General features: G+C 58.7%; 12 protein-coding genes. 2 read left to right on the top strand and 10 right to left on the bottom strand.

All coding sequences use genetic code 11. The annotated features are described in order from the left end of the window. Positions 1–75: 75 nt before the first annotated feature. Entirely contained in the window at positions 76–2,853 is a 2,778-nt protein-coding gene (locus Electrica_RS11535; protein ID WP_141964519.1) for a flavocytochrome c, read from the bottom strand. A 645-nt stretch (positions 2,854–3,498) separates the two neighbouring features. Between Electrica_RS11535 and Electrica_RS11530 the strand changes: the two genes are divergently transcribed. Further along, complete coding sequence (locus tag Electrica_RS11530) at positions 3,499–5,010, top strand: anion permease (RefSeq protein WP_100685054.1); 1,512 nt, start codon at positions 3,499–3,501, stop codon at positions 5,008–5,010. Between the two features lie 55 nt (positions 5,011–5,065). Then, entirely contained in the window at positions 5,066–6,715 is a 1,650-nt protein-coding gene (gene fumA, locus Electrica_RS11525; protein ID WP_141964518.1) for a class I fumarate hydratase FumA, read from the top strand. Positions 6,716–7,167: 452 nt separating this feature from the next. On the opposite strand, the gene Electrica_RS11520 is transcribed toward fumA, so the two are convergent. From Electrica_RS11520 to Electrica_RS11480, 9 genes are all read right to left on the bottom strand, one after another. Beyond that, positions 7,168–8,703 (bottom strand): DHA2 family efflux MFS transporter permease subunit, encoded by a 1,536-nt coding sequence (locus tag Electrica_RS11520; protein WP_131049630.1) that lies wholly within the window; start codon positions 8,701–8,703, stop codon positions 7,168–7,170. A gap of 10 nt (positions 8,704–8,713) precedes the next feature. After that, entirely contained in the window at positions 8,714–9,892 is a 1,179-nt protein-coding gene (locus Electrica_RS11515) for an efflux RND transporter periplasmic adaptor subunit (protein WP_100685057.1), read from the bottom strand. A 24-nt stretch (positions 9,893–9,916) separates the two neighbouring features. Further along, complete coding sequence (locus Electrica_RS11510; RefSeq protein ID WP_100685058.1) at positions 9,917–10,372, bottom strand: MarR family transcriptional regulator; 456 nt, start codon at positions 10,370–10,372, stop codon at positions 9,917–9,919. 247 nt (positions 10,373–10,619) lie between these two features. After that, entirely contained in the window at positions 10,620–11,009 is a 390-nt protein-coding gene (gene pcaC, locus Electrica_RS11505) for a 4-carboxymuconolactone decarboxylase (protein WP_131049632.1), read from the bottom strand. Next, complete coding sequence (gene pcaD / locus Electrica_RS11500; RefSeq protein ID WP_141964517.1) at positions 10,999–11,766, bottom strand: 3-oxoadipate enol-lactonase; 768 nt, start codon at positions 11,764–11,766, stop codon at positions 10,999–11,001. Before pcaD ends, pcaC begins: the two co-directional genes overlap by 11 nt. Then, complete coding sequence (locus Electrica_RS11495; protein WP_141964516.1) at positions 11,756–13,108, bottom strand: 3-carboxy-cis,cis-muconate cycloisomerase; 1,353 nt, start codon at positions 13,106–13,108, stop codon at positions 11,756–11,758. The genes pcaD and Electrica_RS11495 overlap by 11 nt, the downstream gene beginning before the upstream one ends. 9 nt (positions 13,109–13,117) lie before the next feature. Continuing rightward, complete coding sequence (pcaF, locus tag Electrica_RS11490) at positions 13,118–14,320, bottom strand: 3-oxoadipyl-CoA thiolase (protein WP_100685063.1); 1,203 nt, start codon at positions 14,318–14,320, stop codon at positions 13,118–13,120. Positions 14,321–14,330: 10 nt separating this feature from the next. Further along, positions 14,331–14,987, bottom strand: a complete 657-nt coding sequence (locus tag Electrica_RS11485; protein WP_131049635.1) for a 3-oxoacid CoA-transferase subunit B — start codon at positions 14,985–14,987, stop codon at positions 14,331–14,333. A 10-nt stretch (positions 14,988–14,997) separates the two neighbouring features. Beyond that, a complete protein-coding gene (locus Electrica_RS11480) occupies positions 14,998–15,684 on the bottom strand; it encodes a 3-oxoacid CoA-transferase subunit A (protein ID WP_100685065.1) in 687 nt (228 codons plus the stop codon). Positions 15,685–15,688: the final 4 nt, after the last annotated feature.

Here is a 15,688-nt window from a genome sequence, read left to right as displayed (position 1 = left end):
GCTCCTCTGTGTCACCCGGGCAGGCGGTCGCCGCCGGGAATCGGCCGGGCGAACCCGGCCTGTTATCACTGAGCGTTAGCCTCTGGCGCGTTTTGCCGCCTGGTGGCCCGCCAGGGTGCCAAAGATAATAATATCCGCCACGGCATTGCCGCCGATACGGTTGCCGCCGTGGATCCCCCCGACCACCTCACCCGCGGCATAAGCGCCGACAATCGGCTGATGATGAGTATCCAGGACCGCGGTGTCAGTATTAATGGTCACGCCGCCCATAGTGTGGTGAACCCCCGGCGCGATGCGGATCGCATGGAACGGCCCTTCGTTGACCGGCGCGCGCAGGGCGGTGGTACGACCGAACTCTTCATCGCGCTGATTTTCAACAAAGCCATTGTAGCGTTCCAGCGTGGCGAGGAAGGCATGGTAATCCATCCCCAGTTTCTCCGCCAGTTCGCGCGGCGAGCTGGCGCTGGTCACCAGACCTTTGGCGATATATTCGTCGGCCGCTTTGTTTTTCGCCCGCACATGTTCATCAAAGACGATGTAAGCATAATGCTCCGGCAGCGCGATAATCGCCGCAGACACTCTATCGCGGGTCGCCATTTCGTTGAAGAAGCGGTTGCCCTGTTGATTGACCAGGATAGCGCCGCCGCCGCGAATCGATTCGGAAATCAGGTACGAGGTGTTCTGCTCAACGGTCGGGTGAATTTGAATTTCGCCCATATCCACGGTGCCGGCACCAATCCGCTCCAGCAGCGCAATGCCGCCGCCGGTGGCCCCTTTATGGTTGGTGGTGACAAAACCCGCCAGATCCGGACGATATTTCACCACCATCGCGCTATTAGCGCTGAAACCGCCGGTCGCCATGACGATACTTTTGGTCTGTACCTCGATGCTTTCCTGCTCATCATTCAGCAGACGTACCCCGCTCACTTCGCCGTGAGCCATCAGGATCTCTTCCACCGATGTATCAAGCATCACATCGATGCCGCGGCGAGTGATATTGCGCACCAGACCACTGATCAGATAGCCACCAACCGCAGATCCGTCACGCGGACGGTGAGTCCGGTCGATACTCATCCCGCCGGTGGTGGTGATGTCATTGAGCATGATCCCGCGATGCGCCAGCCATTCGATGGCCTCCGGCGCATTTTCCACAAACCGACGCAGCAGCTGCGGATTGTTTTTGTTGTGCCCGCCTTTTAAGGTTTCCTGATAGAACAACTCTTTGCTGTCCTCAATACCTTTCACCCGCTGGAAGCGCGTTTGCGCAGCGTTCATCCCGGCAGAGGCTTTAATCGTATTACCGCCGATGGTGGGCATTTTCTCAACGATCAGGACGCTTGCGCCTTCGTCGTGCGCCTGAATGGCCGCCGCCAGACCGGCGCCGCCGCTCCCGACCACCACCACGTCATAGCTTTTCGCCGTCAGGTCCGCGCCGCCCTCTTCCAGCGCCAGCGCTTTACTGGATTTCAGCAGCGCTTTCGATACCGCTTTTTTCACCGCTTCACTCTGGCTGGTCGCGCCAGAAATCGCGTCCACGTGCGGCGTATTGGCGGTCAAAATGCGTTCGCGGATCTCTTCGAAGCTGGTGGTGAACTCGACGTTCTGCCGCGGACCAGCAGCCAGTTCGATATCGGCGATGCGGTCATTTTCCAGACTGACGTTGATAACCAGTTCGTTGGCATCATCCTGGACGGTTTCCACAAACAGGCCGGGTTTAAACTTCGCATCGCCCATGCTCATGTCGCGGATCATGGCTTCAACTAATGAGAAGCGCCACAGCGGCTCCGGAATATTCAGCGCCTCGCGCTGGGTGCTGTCGATAAACAGCTCGAGATTTTCTCCGGCAGCAATCCGCGCCGCCCAGTCAGGATAAGCAATGCAGGCGCGGCCGACGGCCATCAGATCGTAACCATGATCCAGCCCCTGCTCCGCATCCGCGGCGTTGACCACGCCGCCAACGCCCATCACCGGGATTTGAGCCAGGGTCTCGGAGCGCAGCGCACAATATTTTTCAATCAGCGGCGTCGGATCGCAGGTATCGACAATTGACGGACGCAGAGACGCGCCGACGGAGAAGTGCAGATAGTCGAGACCGCGCGCCGCCAGTTTTTCCAGCAGGTACAGGGTGTCGTCAAAACGGATACCCGGCTCTTCCAGCTCTTCCGGGGAGAAGCGATAGCCGATAATAAAGGCATCATCGGCGTACTGACTGGCCATTTTGTGGGTAATGTCCAGCACCGCCAGCGGGAAACGCGCGCGGTTGTCGCGGCTGCCGCCCCACTGGTCATCGCGCTGGTTGGAGTTCGGGGAATAGAACTGCTGGATGAGATAGGTGTTCGCGCCGTGGATTTCCACGCCATCAAAACCGGCCAGAATGGCGCGACGCACGCCGTCGCCAAATTTGCCGATCATCCCCTCAACTTCTTCAGCGCTCAGCTCACGCGGCATCGCGGCGCCTTCACGCGGGGCGGCCAGCGCGCTCGGCGCCACCGGCTGACGGCCGCCGATCAGCTGCGGGTCGACCATACGCCCGCCGTGATAGATCTGCAGAATGGCCTTTGACCCTTCGGCTTTGATGGCGTTGGCGATTTTAGCCAGACCGGCAATTTTCTCGTCTTTGTCAATGCCGATAGCGCCCGGGAAAGCCAGACCGTAGTCATCGATAAAGCAGCACTCAACGATAATCGTGCCAATGCTGCCGGCGCGAGCGCGATAGTATTCCACCAGTTCGCTGGTGACGCTGCCATCAAAATACCCGGTGCAGGTGGTCATCGGCGCCATTAACAAACGGTTTTTTAACTCAGTACCATTCGGTAAGGTAAAAGGACGCAATATACGTGGGTTACTGGTCATATTAACACTCCAGATCTTAAATATTAAAAATTCAGAATTGGGTGACGGAATTGTTTTTGGTTGTGTTTCTTAATTCCTGTTGTCATGCTCATAATATAACGCTATTTTTAGTTACCAAAGCAATTACGTTAGTTAAAAAACTATTTAATACCACCAATAACATCAATACCTCCATTGTATTATTAATTAAAAATACAATATTCACACAAAGCAAAACATCGATAACATATCCGCCACCTTTGTTAAATAACAAAACATATTAATCACAACACAAAACACAATAATATCAATAATATCAATAATATACAATAAACAAGCCGTTAAAAAACACAAATAGCTCGATTAAAAATTAACATTTAGTGATATTTTAAACAAATAAACACCTCACCCGGCAGGGTTATTTGCAAAATAAAAAAACGTCTCTGTATATGGAGTTTATTGATCTTGATCAATTGCAATAAAGCGACAAAGCGCAATATATAAATAACCAACAAATTAAATTTAACGCCCATAAAAATGCGTTAAACAACCGTCACAAAAACCAGTAAAACCGAAGATTAATAAGTAAAGAAAGTTTTGAAATTAAAAAAACCAACGGTTATGGCGTGACGAAACCGTATTTTCAACTACTCGCAGATACTCATTATGAAAGAGAAACAGACAACCATACCGCCTGCCGGTACCGCCAGTCCCAAGGCGGCAAACAGGAACCGCCTGCTGATGATGGCGCTGCCCATTATTGTTGCAGTTCTTTTACTCTTCGTGCCGGTGCCTGACGGGTTACCGCCTTATGCCTGGCACTACTTTGCTATCTTCGTTGGCGTCATTGTCGGGCTGATTTTTGAACCTCTGCCGGGCGCCGTGATCGGCATTACCGGGGTGGTGGTCATCGCCCTGTGCAGCCAGTGGCTGCTGTTCAACCCGGCGCAGTTGGCCGACCCCAAATTCAAACTGGCCGGCGCCTCGTTTAAATGGGCGGTCAGCGGCTTTGGTAACTCCACCGTCTGGTTGATTTTCGGCGCCTTCATGTTCGCCGCAGGCTACGATAAAACCCAGTTTGGTCGCCGTCTGGCGCTGATCCTGGTGAAATATCTCGGCCGCCGCAGCCTGACGCTGGGTTATGCCATTACCTTTGCTGACCTGCTGCTGGCACCGTTTACCCCGTCCAACACCGCGCGTAGCGGCGGGACAATCTACCCGATTATCGCCAACCTGCCGCCGCTGTACGGTTCTAAACCGAACGATCCGAGCGCGCGTCGCATCGGCTCCTACCTGATGTGGGTGGCCATTACCGCCGCCTGTATCACCAGTTCGATGTTCCTCTCGGCGCTGGCGCCAAACCTGCTGGCCCTTGCGCTGGTCAAAAGCATCGTCGGCATCAATATCTCGTGGGGCACCTGGTTTATCGCCTTCCTGCCGCTGGGTATTCTGCTGATTCTGGCGATGCCGCTGCTGGCTTACTGGTTCTATCCGCCGGAGGTGAAAGTCAACAACGAGGTGCCGCTGTGGGCCGCTCGCGAGCTGGAAAAACTGGGCAAACTGTCACGCAATGAGATCCTGCTGCTGGTGTTCGTCTGCTTCGCTCTGGCCATGTGGATTTTCGCCGCCGAATGGATTGAACCGGCGCTGGCCGCCCTGCTGGTGATTGTGCTGATGCTGTGGACCGGCGTACTGTCGTGGAGCGATATCACCAACAATAAAGCGGCATGGAACACCTTTGTCTGGTTCGCCACCCTGGTGGCGCTGGCCGACGGCCTCTCCTCGACCGGCTTTATTGCCTGGCTGGGCAAAGAAGGCGGCGCGCTGATGAGCGGCATCTCCCCGGGCGTCGCCACTATCGTGCTGCTGCTGGCGTTCTACCTGCTGCACTACCTGTTTGCCAGCACCACCGCGCACACCACCGCGCTGCTGCCAGCGATGCTGACTATCGCCTCCACCATTCCGGGGATGAATATGCAGGTCTTCGTCCTGCTGATGGTCACCTCGCTCGGCGTGATGGGCATCATCACCCCGTACGGTACCGGTCCAAGCCCGATTTACTACGGCAGCGGCTACCTGCCGACCAAAGACTACTGGCGCCTCGGCACCATCTTCGGCGCCATCTTCCTGGCCGCCCTGCTGCTGATTGGCTATCCGTGGATGTCCATGATGTTCTGATTCATAACCGTCGGAGGCCCTCCTCCGGCGGTTTTACTCTTAGGGAGCTTAAGCTATGTCGACTAAACCGTTTGTTTATCAGGAAGCCTTTCCGCTGGCGAAAGATGAGACTGAATACTATCTGCTGAGCAAAGAACATGTTTCCGTGGCCGAATTTGAAGGCCAGGAGATCCTGAAGGTTGAACCTGAAGGACTGACCCTGCTGGCCCAACAGGCGTTCCACGATGCGGCCTTTATGCTCCGCGTTTCCCATCAGAAACAGGTCGCCGCAATCCTGCTCGACCCGCAGGCCAGTGAAAACGACAAATACGTCGCCCTGCAGTTCCTGCGCAATTCGGAAATCGCCGCGAAAGGCGTGCTGCCGACCTGCCAGGATACCGGTACCGCGATCATCATGGGTAAAAAAGGTCAGCGCGTGTGGACCGGCGGCGGCGATGAAGCGGCGCTGGCTCGCGGCGTTTACAACACCTATACCGAAGATAACCTGCGCTACTCGCAGAACGCGGCTCTGGATATGTACAAAGAGGTCAACACCGGGACCAACCTGCCGGCGCAGATCGATCTCTACAGCGTTGACGGCGACGAGTATAAATTCCTGTGCATGGCGAAAGGCGGCGGTTCGGCCAACAAAACTTATCTGTATCAGGAAACCAAAGCGCTGATTACCCCGGCGAAGCTGAAAAATTACCTGGTTGAGAAGATGCGCACCCTCGGCACCGCGGCCTGTCCGCCGTACCATATCGCCTTCGTGATCGGCGGCACTTCGGCGGAAGCGACGCTGAAAACCGTCAAGCTGGCCTCCACGCGCTACTACGATGGTCTGCCCACCGCAGGTAACGAACACGGCCAGGCGTTCCGTGATATTCAGCTGGAGCAGGAGCTGCTACTGGCAGCGCAAGAGCTCGGCCTCGGCGCGCAGTTCGGCGGCAAATACTTTGCCCACGACATCCGCGTGATTCGCCTGCCGCGCCACGGGGCCTCCTGCCCGGTCGGCATGGGCGTCTCCTGCTCCGCTGACCGCAATATCAAAGCCAAAATCAACCGCCACGGTATCTGGATTGAAAAACTGGAGAGCAACCCGGGCCAGTACATCCCGCACGCGCTGCGTGAGCAAGGTGAAGGTAAAGTGGTCAGCATTAACCTCAATCAGCCGATGAGCGAGATTCTGGCGCAACTGTCCGCCCACCCGGTCTCCACCCGTCTGACGCTGAACGGCACCATCATCGTGGCGCGCGATATCGCCCACGCGAAGCTGAAAGAGCTACTGGATAACGGCGAAGCGCTGCCGCAGTACGTGAAAGATCACCCGATCTACTACGCCGGTCCGGCGAAAACGCCGGAAGGTTACGCCTCAGGCTCGCTCGGCCCGACCACCGCCGGACGCATGGACTCCTATGTCGATCTGCTGCAGTCCCACGGCGCGAGTATGGTGATGCTGGCGAAAGGTAACCGCAGCCAGCAGGTGACCGACGCCTGTCATAAACACGGCGGATTCTATCTCGGCAGCATCGGCGGCCCGGCGGCGGTGCTGGCCCAGCAGAGTATTAAGAGCCTGGAGTGCGTGGCATATCCGGAACTGGGGATGGAAGCTATCTGGAAAATCGAAGTGGAAAATTTCCCGGCGTTCATTCTGGTGGATGACAAAGGTAACGACTTCTTCCAGCAGATTCAGAACAAGCAGTGTAACGGCTGTGCCCAGCGGTAGTGTTGCCGGCTAAAACCGGGCGCTGCATCATGCCTGTCAGTTCAGCGACTGACGGGCATTTTTGTCTTATCCGTCGCTACGCTCCCACCTGACGCAACAGCAGCGATCGACGTTCCGTGGAGAAAAAACTTGCAGCGGGGCCCTGGCTCCCCGCTGAAATCGGCGAACCGAAGGCCGAAAGACAAGGGCTGGCCGCCAGGGATGGCGGCAAGAGGCGAATCGAGACAGGAGCGAGCCCCTGAAAGGGGGTGAGTAGGTCGAGTTGAGCCGACCGCAGGCTGCAGGCCGGGAGGTGAGCGCAGTGCGCAGCACCGATTTCCTTGCGGGACCGCGGGGATTGTTAAGGGGAAGACGGTTATCTTCCCCTTAACCCGGTCACCTGGCGCCGAGGCCGCATGTTCTGCCTCACGTCCGGTGAGCGGAACACCAGCGAATTGACAAGCCCGTTTTGGCTAGTGGCCGGCCGAGGGGGCGCCCGGCGCTCCGGCGCGACTGAACGGCGGACGGGCAAACCAGATAACCACGATCAGCGCCATAAAGCCCCAGCCCAGTACCCAGAAATAATCGATGGTCGACATCATATAGGCCTGCTGCTCGATACTCTTATCAATCAGCGCCATATGCTGCTGCGTCGCGCCGCCCATCCTGGCGATATAGTCCATCGCCGCGGGATTGTAGGCGGAGACGCTTTCCGTCAGGTTGGCATGGTGGAAAACTTCCCGCCGCGACCAGACCCAGGTAGTGAGCGACGACGCAAACGAGCCGCCCAGCACGCGGAAAAAGGTCGCCAGCCCGGAACCTTCCGCCACTTCCGCGCCGTTCAGGTTTGACAGCACAATCGTGGTGATGGGCATAAAGAAAAACGCCACGCCGATCCCCATAAACAGCTGCACTTCGGCGATGGTGCGAAAATCGACGTTGGTGTTGAACTGCGCGCGGATAAGGCAGGAGGCCCCCATCGTCAAAAATGAGAGCGAAGCCAGAATCCGCAAATCGAAATTATTGGCGTAGCGGCCAATAACCGGCGTCATTATCAGCGGCAGGATCCCCATCGGCGCGGCGGCCAGCCCGGCCCAAATTGCCGTGTAGCCCATCTGCGTTTGCAGCCACTGCGGCAGAATAATATTGATAGCGAAAAAAGCCGCGTAGCCCAGGGTCAGCGAGAGCGTCCCAATCGCAAAATTGCGATCTTTGAACAAGCGCAGGTTAACAATCGGGTGCCGCTCGCCCAGCTCCCAGATAACGAAAGACACCAGCGAGATGGCGGAAATCGTCGACATCACAATAATCTGCGCGGAGGCAAACCAGTCAAGATCGTTGCCTTTATCCAGCACCACCTGCAGCAACCCGACCCCGAGCACCAGCAGCGCAATCCCGATGTAATCAATGGGGGCGTGGGTGGTGGTCTCTTGCCGTTCGCGCATCTGCGTCCAGACCACGAGAGTGGCGAAGATGCCGATCGGCACGTTGATGTAGAAGATCCACGGCCAGGAGTAGTTGTCCGTTATCCAGCCGCCGGTAATCGGCCCGACAATCGGTGCCACCACGGTCACCATCGACAGGAGCGCCAGCGCCATACTGCGTTTGCTGGCGGGAAAAATAACCAGCAGCAGCGTCTGGCACATCGGGAACATCGGCCCGGCGAAAAAGCCCTGCAGCGCGCGGAAGATAATCAGCTCGCTCATGCTGTGGGCGAAACCGCACAGGAATGAGGTCAGCGTAAACATCATCACCGAGCCGATAAACAGCTTTAACTGCCCGAAACGGCGCGTAAACCACCCGGTCAGCGGCAGCGCGATGGCGTTACACACCGCAAAGGAGGTGATCACCCATGTTCCCTGATCGGCGCTGACCCCGAGGTTGCCGGCAATCGTCGGCAACGCCACGTTGGCGATAGTGGTATCCAGCACCTGCATAAACGTGGCCAGAGACAGCGCGAGCACCGCCAGCCACATATTGGGCGGTGTAAAGGCAGCCTTATCGTGCATAGCGTCTCTCTTAACGGGCGCCAGCGGCTACCGTTTTGCTGTTGTCATGAAGGATTTTAGCCACCAGTTTGTCCGCCTCTGCCAGCGGGTTTTGATACACATCGGTGGTGAAACGCGGGCTGCTCACGGTTTGCTGCGGCAGCAGGTGCCCGTCGGCGTGGCGAATATCGACGCTGACGTTCATCGACAGGCCAACGCGCAGCGGGTTCTTCTGCATATCATGCGGATCGAGCACGATACGCACCGGCAGACGCTGGACAATTTTGATCCAGTTGCCGCTGGCGTTCTGCGCCGGCAGCAGCGAGAAGGCGCTACCGGTGCCAATACCCAGGCTTTCAATGGTGCCGTGATACTCGACATTATCGCCGTACAGATCCGCGCTGAGCGTCACTTTTTGTCCGAGGCGCATCGCCCTCATCTGGCTCTCTTTGAAGTTGGCATCCACCCAGACTTCGTTCAACGGCACGATAGCCATCAGCGTCGTGCCGGAATCAACGCGCATGCCAAGCTGCACCGCCCGCTTCGCCACATAGCCGCTGACCGGGGCCACGATAGTGCTGCGGGAGTTGTCGAGATAGCGCTGACGCAGCGTGGCGACGGCGCTTTTAATTTCCGGGTGGCTGTCGATAACAGTGTCATCCACCATGGCGATATTGGTGCGCAACGCCTCCTGCGCGGCCAGAAGATCGCTTTGCGCGCTGGTCACCGCATCGCGATAGTGCGCGAGGTCTTCCGCGGCGATAGCCCCGCTCTGGAAGATTTTCTGCCGCCGCGCATAGTCGTTTTGCGCCGTTTGTAAGGCCACTTTTTTCGCCGCGACCTGCGCGCGGTAGTTATCCGCGGTGCTGTACAGCCCGCGAACCTGGCGAACGGTATTCGCCAGACTGGCTTCCGCCTGCTGCAGCGCAATTTCGGTATCGCTGGGGTCGAGCAGCACCAGCGGCTGCCCCTTCTGCACAAAGTCGCCCTCATCCACCGTCACCTGCGTGACCGTACCGCCAATCTGCGGGGTGAGCGTCACCTGGTTGCCATTGACATAGGCATCGTCGGTCGTTTCATAGTAGCGGGCGTACAGCAAATACCACGCCACCCCGCCACCGGCGGCAAGAAGCAGGATAATCAATAAGATAATAAAGTTTCGTTTGCGCTTGCTGCCACGCTCAGCCTGTTGTACCGCAGTGGTTTCCATCTTGTCAGGACCTTTTTGAATGCGTTAGCGATGAGGGGCGACGATCTCGTCCGGCAGCATTTTTGTCATCAGATAGACCAGCTGTCGGGATTCATCGGGAGTGAGTCTGGCGGTGAGTTCGCTGATGATCGACACCAGCGCTTCATTGACAAAGCGTTCGCAAATCAGCAGCCCTTTGTCGGTCAAGGCCAGAATCACCTGGCGTTTATCCTGTGGATTCGGCGCGCGGCTGATCAGCTCGCGCTTGACCATGCGATCCACCATCCGACTCATGGCGCCGGCGTCCATGACCAGGTTTTTACTGATCTCGACCGGGCGGTTAAAGCCTTTATAGATACTGATCAGCACCTTGAACTGCGCGGCGGTAATGTCCATCCCGGAGAAATGCTGGCTAATCAGCTGGTCCTTGAACTGGTTAGCCAGATGGATCAACAAACCTAAGTGAAATTTATTGTTAATAATACCCGGAGGGTTATTCATGATATTTGCCTGGTCAGTAATTACAATTGAAACTACTGACCAGGCAAATATTTGTCAACGCAGTGTCAAGAAGATCGCACATTTTGTCAGCGCCAGGTCCCCGACTCAGCGCAGCGTGACGCCGCAGGATCGGGCAGTCGAAGGGAACCGTGACGGTGGCGAAACGGAGCGGTACGCGGAGACGGACGTGCAGATAACAGAGGGATAAGACGATGCCGGCCGGCAAAGACCGGCCAGCAGAACCGCGTCAGGCCGGTTTCCCGTCCAGTTCATCAAACACCTGCTGCGCGAGGTGCATGGTGGCATTGGCAGCAGGCAGCCCGCAGTACAGTGCGGAGTGCATAATCAACTCTTTCAGCTCATCGCGGGTCACGCCATTATTAAACGCCGCGCGCAGATGCATTTTCAGCTCTGCTTCGCGATTGAGCGCAATCAGCATGGCGATGGTTATCATGCTGCGGGTATGGTGATCGAGCCCCGGTCGGGTCCAGGTTTCTCCCCACGCATAGCGGGTGATGAAATCCTGAAACTCGTCATTGAGCGGCGTCAGATTGCGCAGCGTGCGCTCGACGTGGGTATCGCCGAGGACTTTGCGTCGAACGCTCATACCCTGCTGGTAACGCGTTTTATCGTCCACTCGCGTTCTCCTGCAAAAATCCCGACAGCGCCGCGCTAAAAGCCCCCGGCGACTCAATGCTGGACAGATGTGACGCCGAAAGCACCACCACCTGCGAGGAAGGGATCTGCTGATGCAGGAAGTGAGCATCGGCCACGGTAGTGACAGGGTCACTTTCACCGGCGATAATCAACGTCGGCACGCTAATCTGCCCGACTTCGCTGCGCAAATCGGCTGCCGCCAGCGCTTCACAGCACTCGGCATACCCTTGCGCATTGCTATGGGTCAGCTGATGGCACAGCGTCTCGACCATCTCCGGCGCCTTCTGGCGAAAGGCGCGCGTGAACCAGCGGTCCGCCGCACCGGCGGCCACCACGTCCATGCCTTCCTGACGCACAGCCCGCGCGCGGGAAAGCCAGCTGGCCTGATCGCCAATGCGCGCCGCCGTGTTGGCCACCGCGATACCGTAAAAACGATCCGCAGCAAAGCGCCCCAGCCACAGCCCGGTCAGACCGCCCATCGAGATGCCGCAAAACCAGGCTTTGGCGATATTCAGATGATCGAGCAGCGCAATCACATCTTCGCCAAGCTGCGCCAGCGTCACCTTGCCCGACTTTTGGGTTTGACCATGACCGTGGGTATCATAGCGCAACACGCGAAAGCGCTGGGTTAAGGCCGCCATCTGCGGCTGCCACATGGCGCGGGTGGTCCCGAGCGAGTTAGAAAGCACAATGACCGGCGCGCCTTCCGGCCCGTCCAGCTGATAATCAAGGTTCATCACGTTGCTCCTTGTAACGCGCCACGACCTGGCGCACAAAACGTTCGGCGCTGCCGGTGGCCGTGGCCGGGTCCAGCAACTGCGTTAAACGGGGGGTCGCAAGGTGCTGGCTGACCAGCGGGTCGTTTTCCAGCAACTCCTGCAGCGGGCGGGATTCGTCGATCGCCTGACGGCACAGCGCCTCAATACGGTGATGGGCATCGGCTTTGCCAATAAACGCCGCCAGCGCCAGCGTCACCGCCTCGGCCATAATCAGTCCGTGGGTCATATCCAGATCGGCGCGCATTTTTTGCGGGAAGACCTGCATATCGCGAACCAGCGCATCGCTTTGCGCCAGCGCGCCGCCCACCAGCATAATCAGCTCCGGCAGCGTTTCCCACTCGGCCTGCCAGCCGCCCAGAGCGCGCTCATGCTGCTGAATCTGGCTGGCGTAAAGCGTCGCCACCAGCCCCGGCGTACGCTGGGCCGCGGTGAGAATCGCGCTACAGGCGATCGGGTTGCGTTTGTGCGGCATGGTCGACGATCCGCCGCGCCCTTGCGCAACCGGTTCGCTGACCTCCGCCACTTCGGTTTGCATCAGCAGAGAAAAATCATTGGCAAATTTGCCCAGCGTGCCGCACAGGCCAGCAAACCAGGCCCCGACCTCCAGCAACCGGTCACGCTGGCTGTGCCACGGCGTATCCGGCAGGGTCAGCCCGAGCAGGCTGGCCAGCGCCGCGGCGACCGGCGAGGCGTCGGCTTTTAGCGAATCCAGGGTACCCGCCGCGCCGCCAAACTGCAGCACCAGCACCCGCGGACGCATCTCCCGCAAACGCTGCTGCCAGCGCAGCAGCGCATCAAGCGTGCCCGCCAGCTTCAGGCCAAAAGTCACCGGCAGCGCGTGCTGCATCCAGGTGCGACCGGGCATTACCGTGTTCTGATAACGTTCCGCCTGCATGGCGAAGCCGTCGATCAACTGTTGCAGCAGCCGCTCCGTTTCGTCCAGCGCGCCGCGCAATTGCAGGACCAGTCCGCTGTCGATAGCGTCCTGGCTGGTCGCCCCCCAGTGAACATAGCGTGCCGCCCCGGCATCCTGCGTCTTCACCCGGGCGGTGAGCTGTTTCACCAGCGGAATCGCCAGGTTGCCTGCGTTGGCGGCGGCCAGCCCGAGGGCCGGAAAATCGATCGCCGAATGCTGGCAGGCGCTGACGATGGGGGCGACGGCCTCCTGCGGCACGATGCCACAGGAGGCCTGTGCGCGGGCCAGCGCCGCTTCAAAATCCAGCATCCCCTGCACCCGCTGCGCATCGCTAAACCAGGCGGTCAGCGGACTGCTGCGCAGCATGGGGGTCAACAAACTCATGTTGGCTCCTTAAACACGTTCAATAATCAGCGCAATACCCTGGCCGACGCCAATACACATGGTACACAGCGCATAGCGACCACCGGTGCGGCGCAGCTGATACGCGGCGGTCATCGCCAGACGCCCGCCCGACGCCCCCAGAGGATGGCCCAGCGCAATGGCGCCGCCGTTGGGGTTGACGTGGGGCGCATCGTCGGCCAGCCCTAAATCGCGGGTCACCGCCAGCGCCTGCGCGGCAAACGCTTCATTTAATTCAATGACATCCATTTGCTCCAGCGTCAGTCCGGTCTGCGCCAACACTTTACGGACCGCCGGAGCCGGACCGAAGCCCATGATGCGCGGCGCCACGCCCGCCGTCGCCACGCCGACAACCCGGGCCAGCGGTTGCAGATCGTTGGCCACCAGCGCCGATTCGCCGGCCAGCAGCAAGGCACAGGCGCCGTCGTTAACCCCCGAGGCATTCCCCGCGGTCACCGAACCGTCCGGACGCACCACCCCTTTGAGTTTCGCCAGCGCTTCCGCAGTCGTGCTGCGCGGGTGTTCATCGCGGGTAAACAGCAGCGGGTCGCCTTTACGCTGCGCGACAGAGACCGTTATCAGCTCATCCGCAAACCGTCCGGCCTCCTGCGCCGCGGCAGTACGCAGCTGGCTGCGCAGCGCAAAAGCGTCCTGATCGGCGCGTGAAATGGCAAAATCAACGGCGACATTCTCGGCGGTCTCCGGCATTGAATCCACGCCGTACAATGCTTTCATCCGGGCGTTGATAAAGCGCCAGCCGATCGTCGTATCCTCAATCTGCATGTTACGGCTGAAGGCATTCTCCGCCTTGCCCATCACAAACGGCGCGCGCGACATGCTCTCCACGCCGCCAGCGATCATCAGCTGAGTTTCGCCGCTTTTGATGGCCCGCGCGGCAACGCCGATCGCATCAAGGCTGGAGCCGCACAGCCGGTTAATGGTGCTGCCCGGCACCGTTTGCGGGAGTCCGGCCAGCAGCAGCGCCATACGGGCAACGTTGCGGTTATCTTCCCCGGCCTGGTTTGCGCAGCCGTAAATCACGTCATCAATGCGCGCGGGATCCAGCCCCGGGTTCCGCTCCAGCAGCGCTTTCAGCGGCAGAGCGGCCAAATCATCGGCGCGCATTGTTGCCAGCGTACCACCAAAACGGCCGAACGGTGTACGTACCGCATCACAGATAAATGCCTGATTCATCATAGGTTCCTTATGCGCTTTCCGCCAGATGTTCGAAGGTCAACGCCACCGGAGTGATGCGCTGCAGTTCCTCAAAAGAGAGGCCGTTGAAAATTTCCCGTACCACCGGGCCGCTCGCGGTGATGTCGATGACCGCCAGGTCGGTGTAGATCCGGCTGACGCAGCCCACGCCGGTAAGCGGGTAGCTGCACTGTTCAACCAGCTTACACTCGCCGTCGCGGGTCAGATGGTCCATCATCACAAACACCTGACGTGCGCCGATGGCGAGATCCATCGCCCCACCCACCGCCGGGATCGCGTCCGGCGCGCCGGTGCTCCAGTTGGCGAGATCGCCACGGGCGGAGACCTGATACGCCCCGAGTACGCAAATATCGAGGTGACCGCCGCGCATCATGGCGAAGGAGTCGCCGTGATGGAAAAAGCAGCCGCCTTTGAGCAGGGTCACGTACTCTTTACCGGCATTAATCAGCTCCGGATCTTCTTCACCCGGCTGCGGCTTGCCGCCCATCCCCAGCAGGCCGTTTTCGCTGTGCAGAAACACTTCTTTGTCGGTCGGCAGATAGTTGGCGATGCGCGTAGGTAAACCGATGCCCAGGTTAACATAGGCCCCTTCCGGGATATCGCGCGCCACTCGCTGGGCCATTTCATCGCGGGTTAGTTTTTGCATAGCTGGCTCCTCAGGCGCGTTGTGCGGTGGTCAGGTGTTCCAGCGAGAACACTCGCTGGACGAAAATCCCCGGGGTTATCACGTTTTCCGGGTCAAGGTCGCCAAGGCTCACCAGGCGGGAGACTTCAACGATGGTGGTTTTTGCGGCGGTGGCCATAATGGGGCCGAAGTTGCGCGCCGCTTTGCGGTACACCAGATTGCCCCAACGATCCGCCTGATGCGCTTTGATCAGGGCAAAATCGGCCTTGATCGGATATTCGAGGACGTAATGGCGACCGTCGATTTCGCGGGTCTCTTTGCCTTCAGCCAGCGGCGTGCCGTAGCCGGTCGGGGTAAATATCGCCCCCAGACCGGCGCCAGCGGCCTGGATTCGCGCCGCAAGGTTCCCCTGCGGGACCAGTTCCAGCTCCACTTTGCCGCGGCGATAAAGATCGTCAAAAATCTGCGAGTCAACCTGGCGCGGGAAAGAACAGACCATCTTTCTCACGCGTCCGGCCTTCAGCAGTGCCGCCAGGCCAACTTCGCCGTTGCCCGCATTGTTGTTGATAATGGTGAGTTCGCGGGCGCCCTGTTCAATCAGGGCATCAATCAGGTACGTTGGCTGACCGGCGGGGCCAAAACCGCCGATCATGATGGTCGCCCCGTCGTGAATCCCGGCGATGGCGTCACTTAGCGTCGACACGCTTTTATCAATCATCAGG

This window comes from Klebsiella electrica (assembly GCF_006711645.1).
GTDB classification, from domain to species: Bacteria; Pseudomonadota; Gammaproteobacteria; order Enterobacterales; family Enterobacteriaceae; genus Klebsiella; species Klebsiella electrica.
Note: the sequence above shows the minus strand (reverse complement) of the source record. Positions and strands in the feature narration are given on the sequence as shown.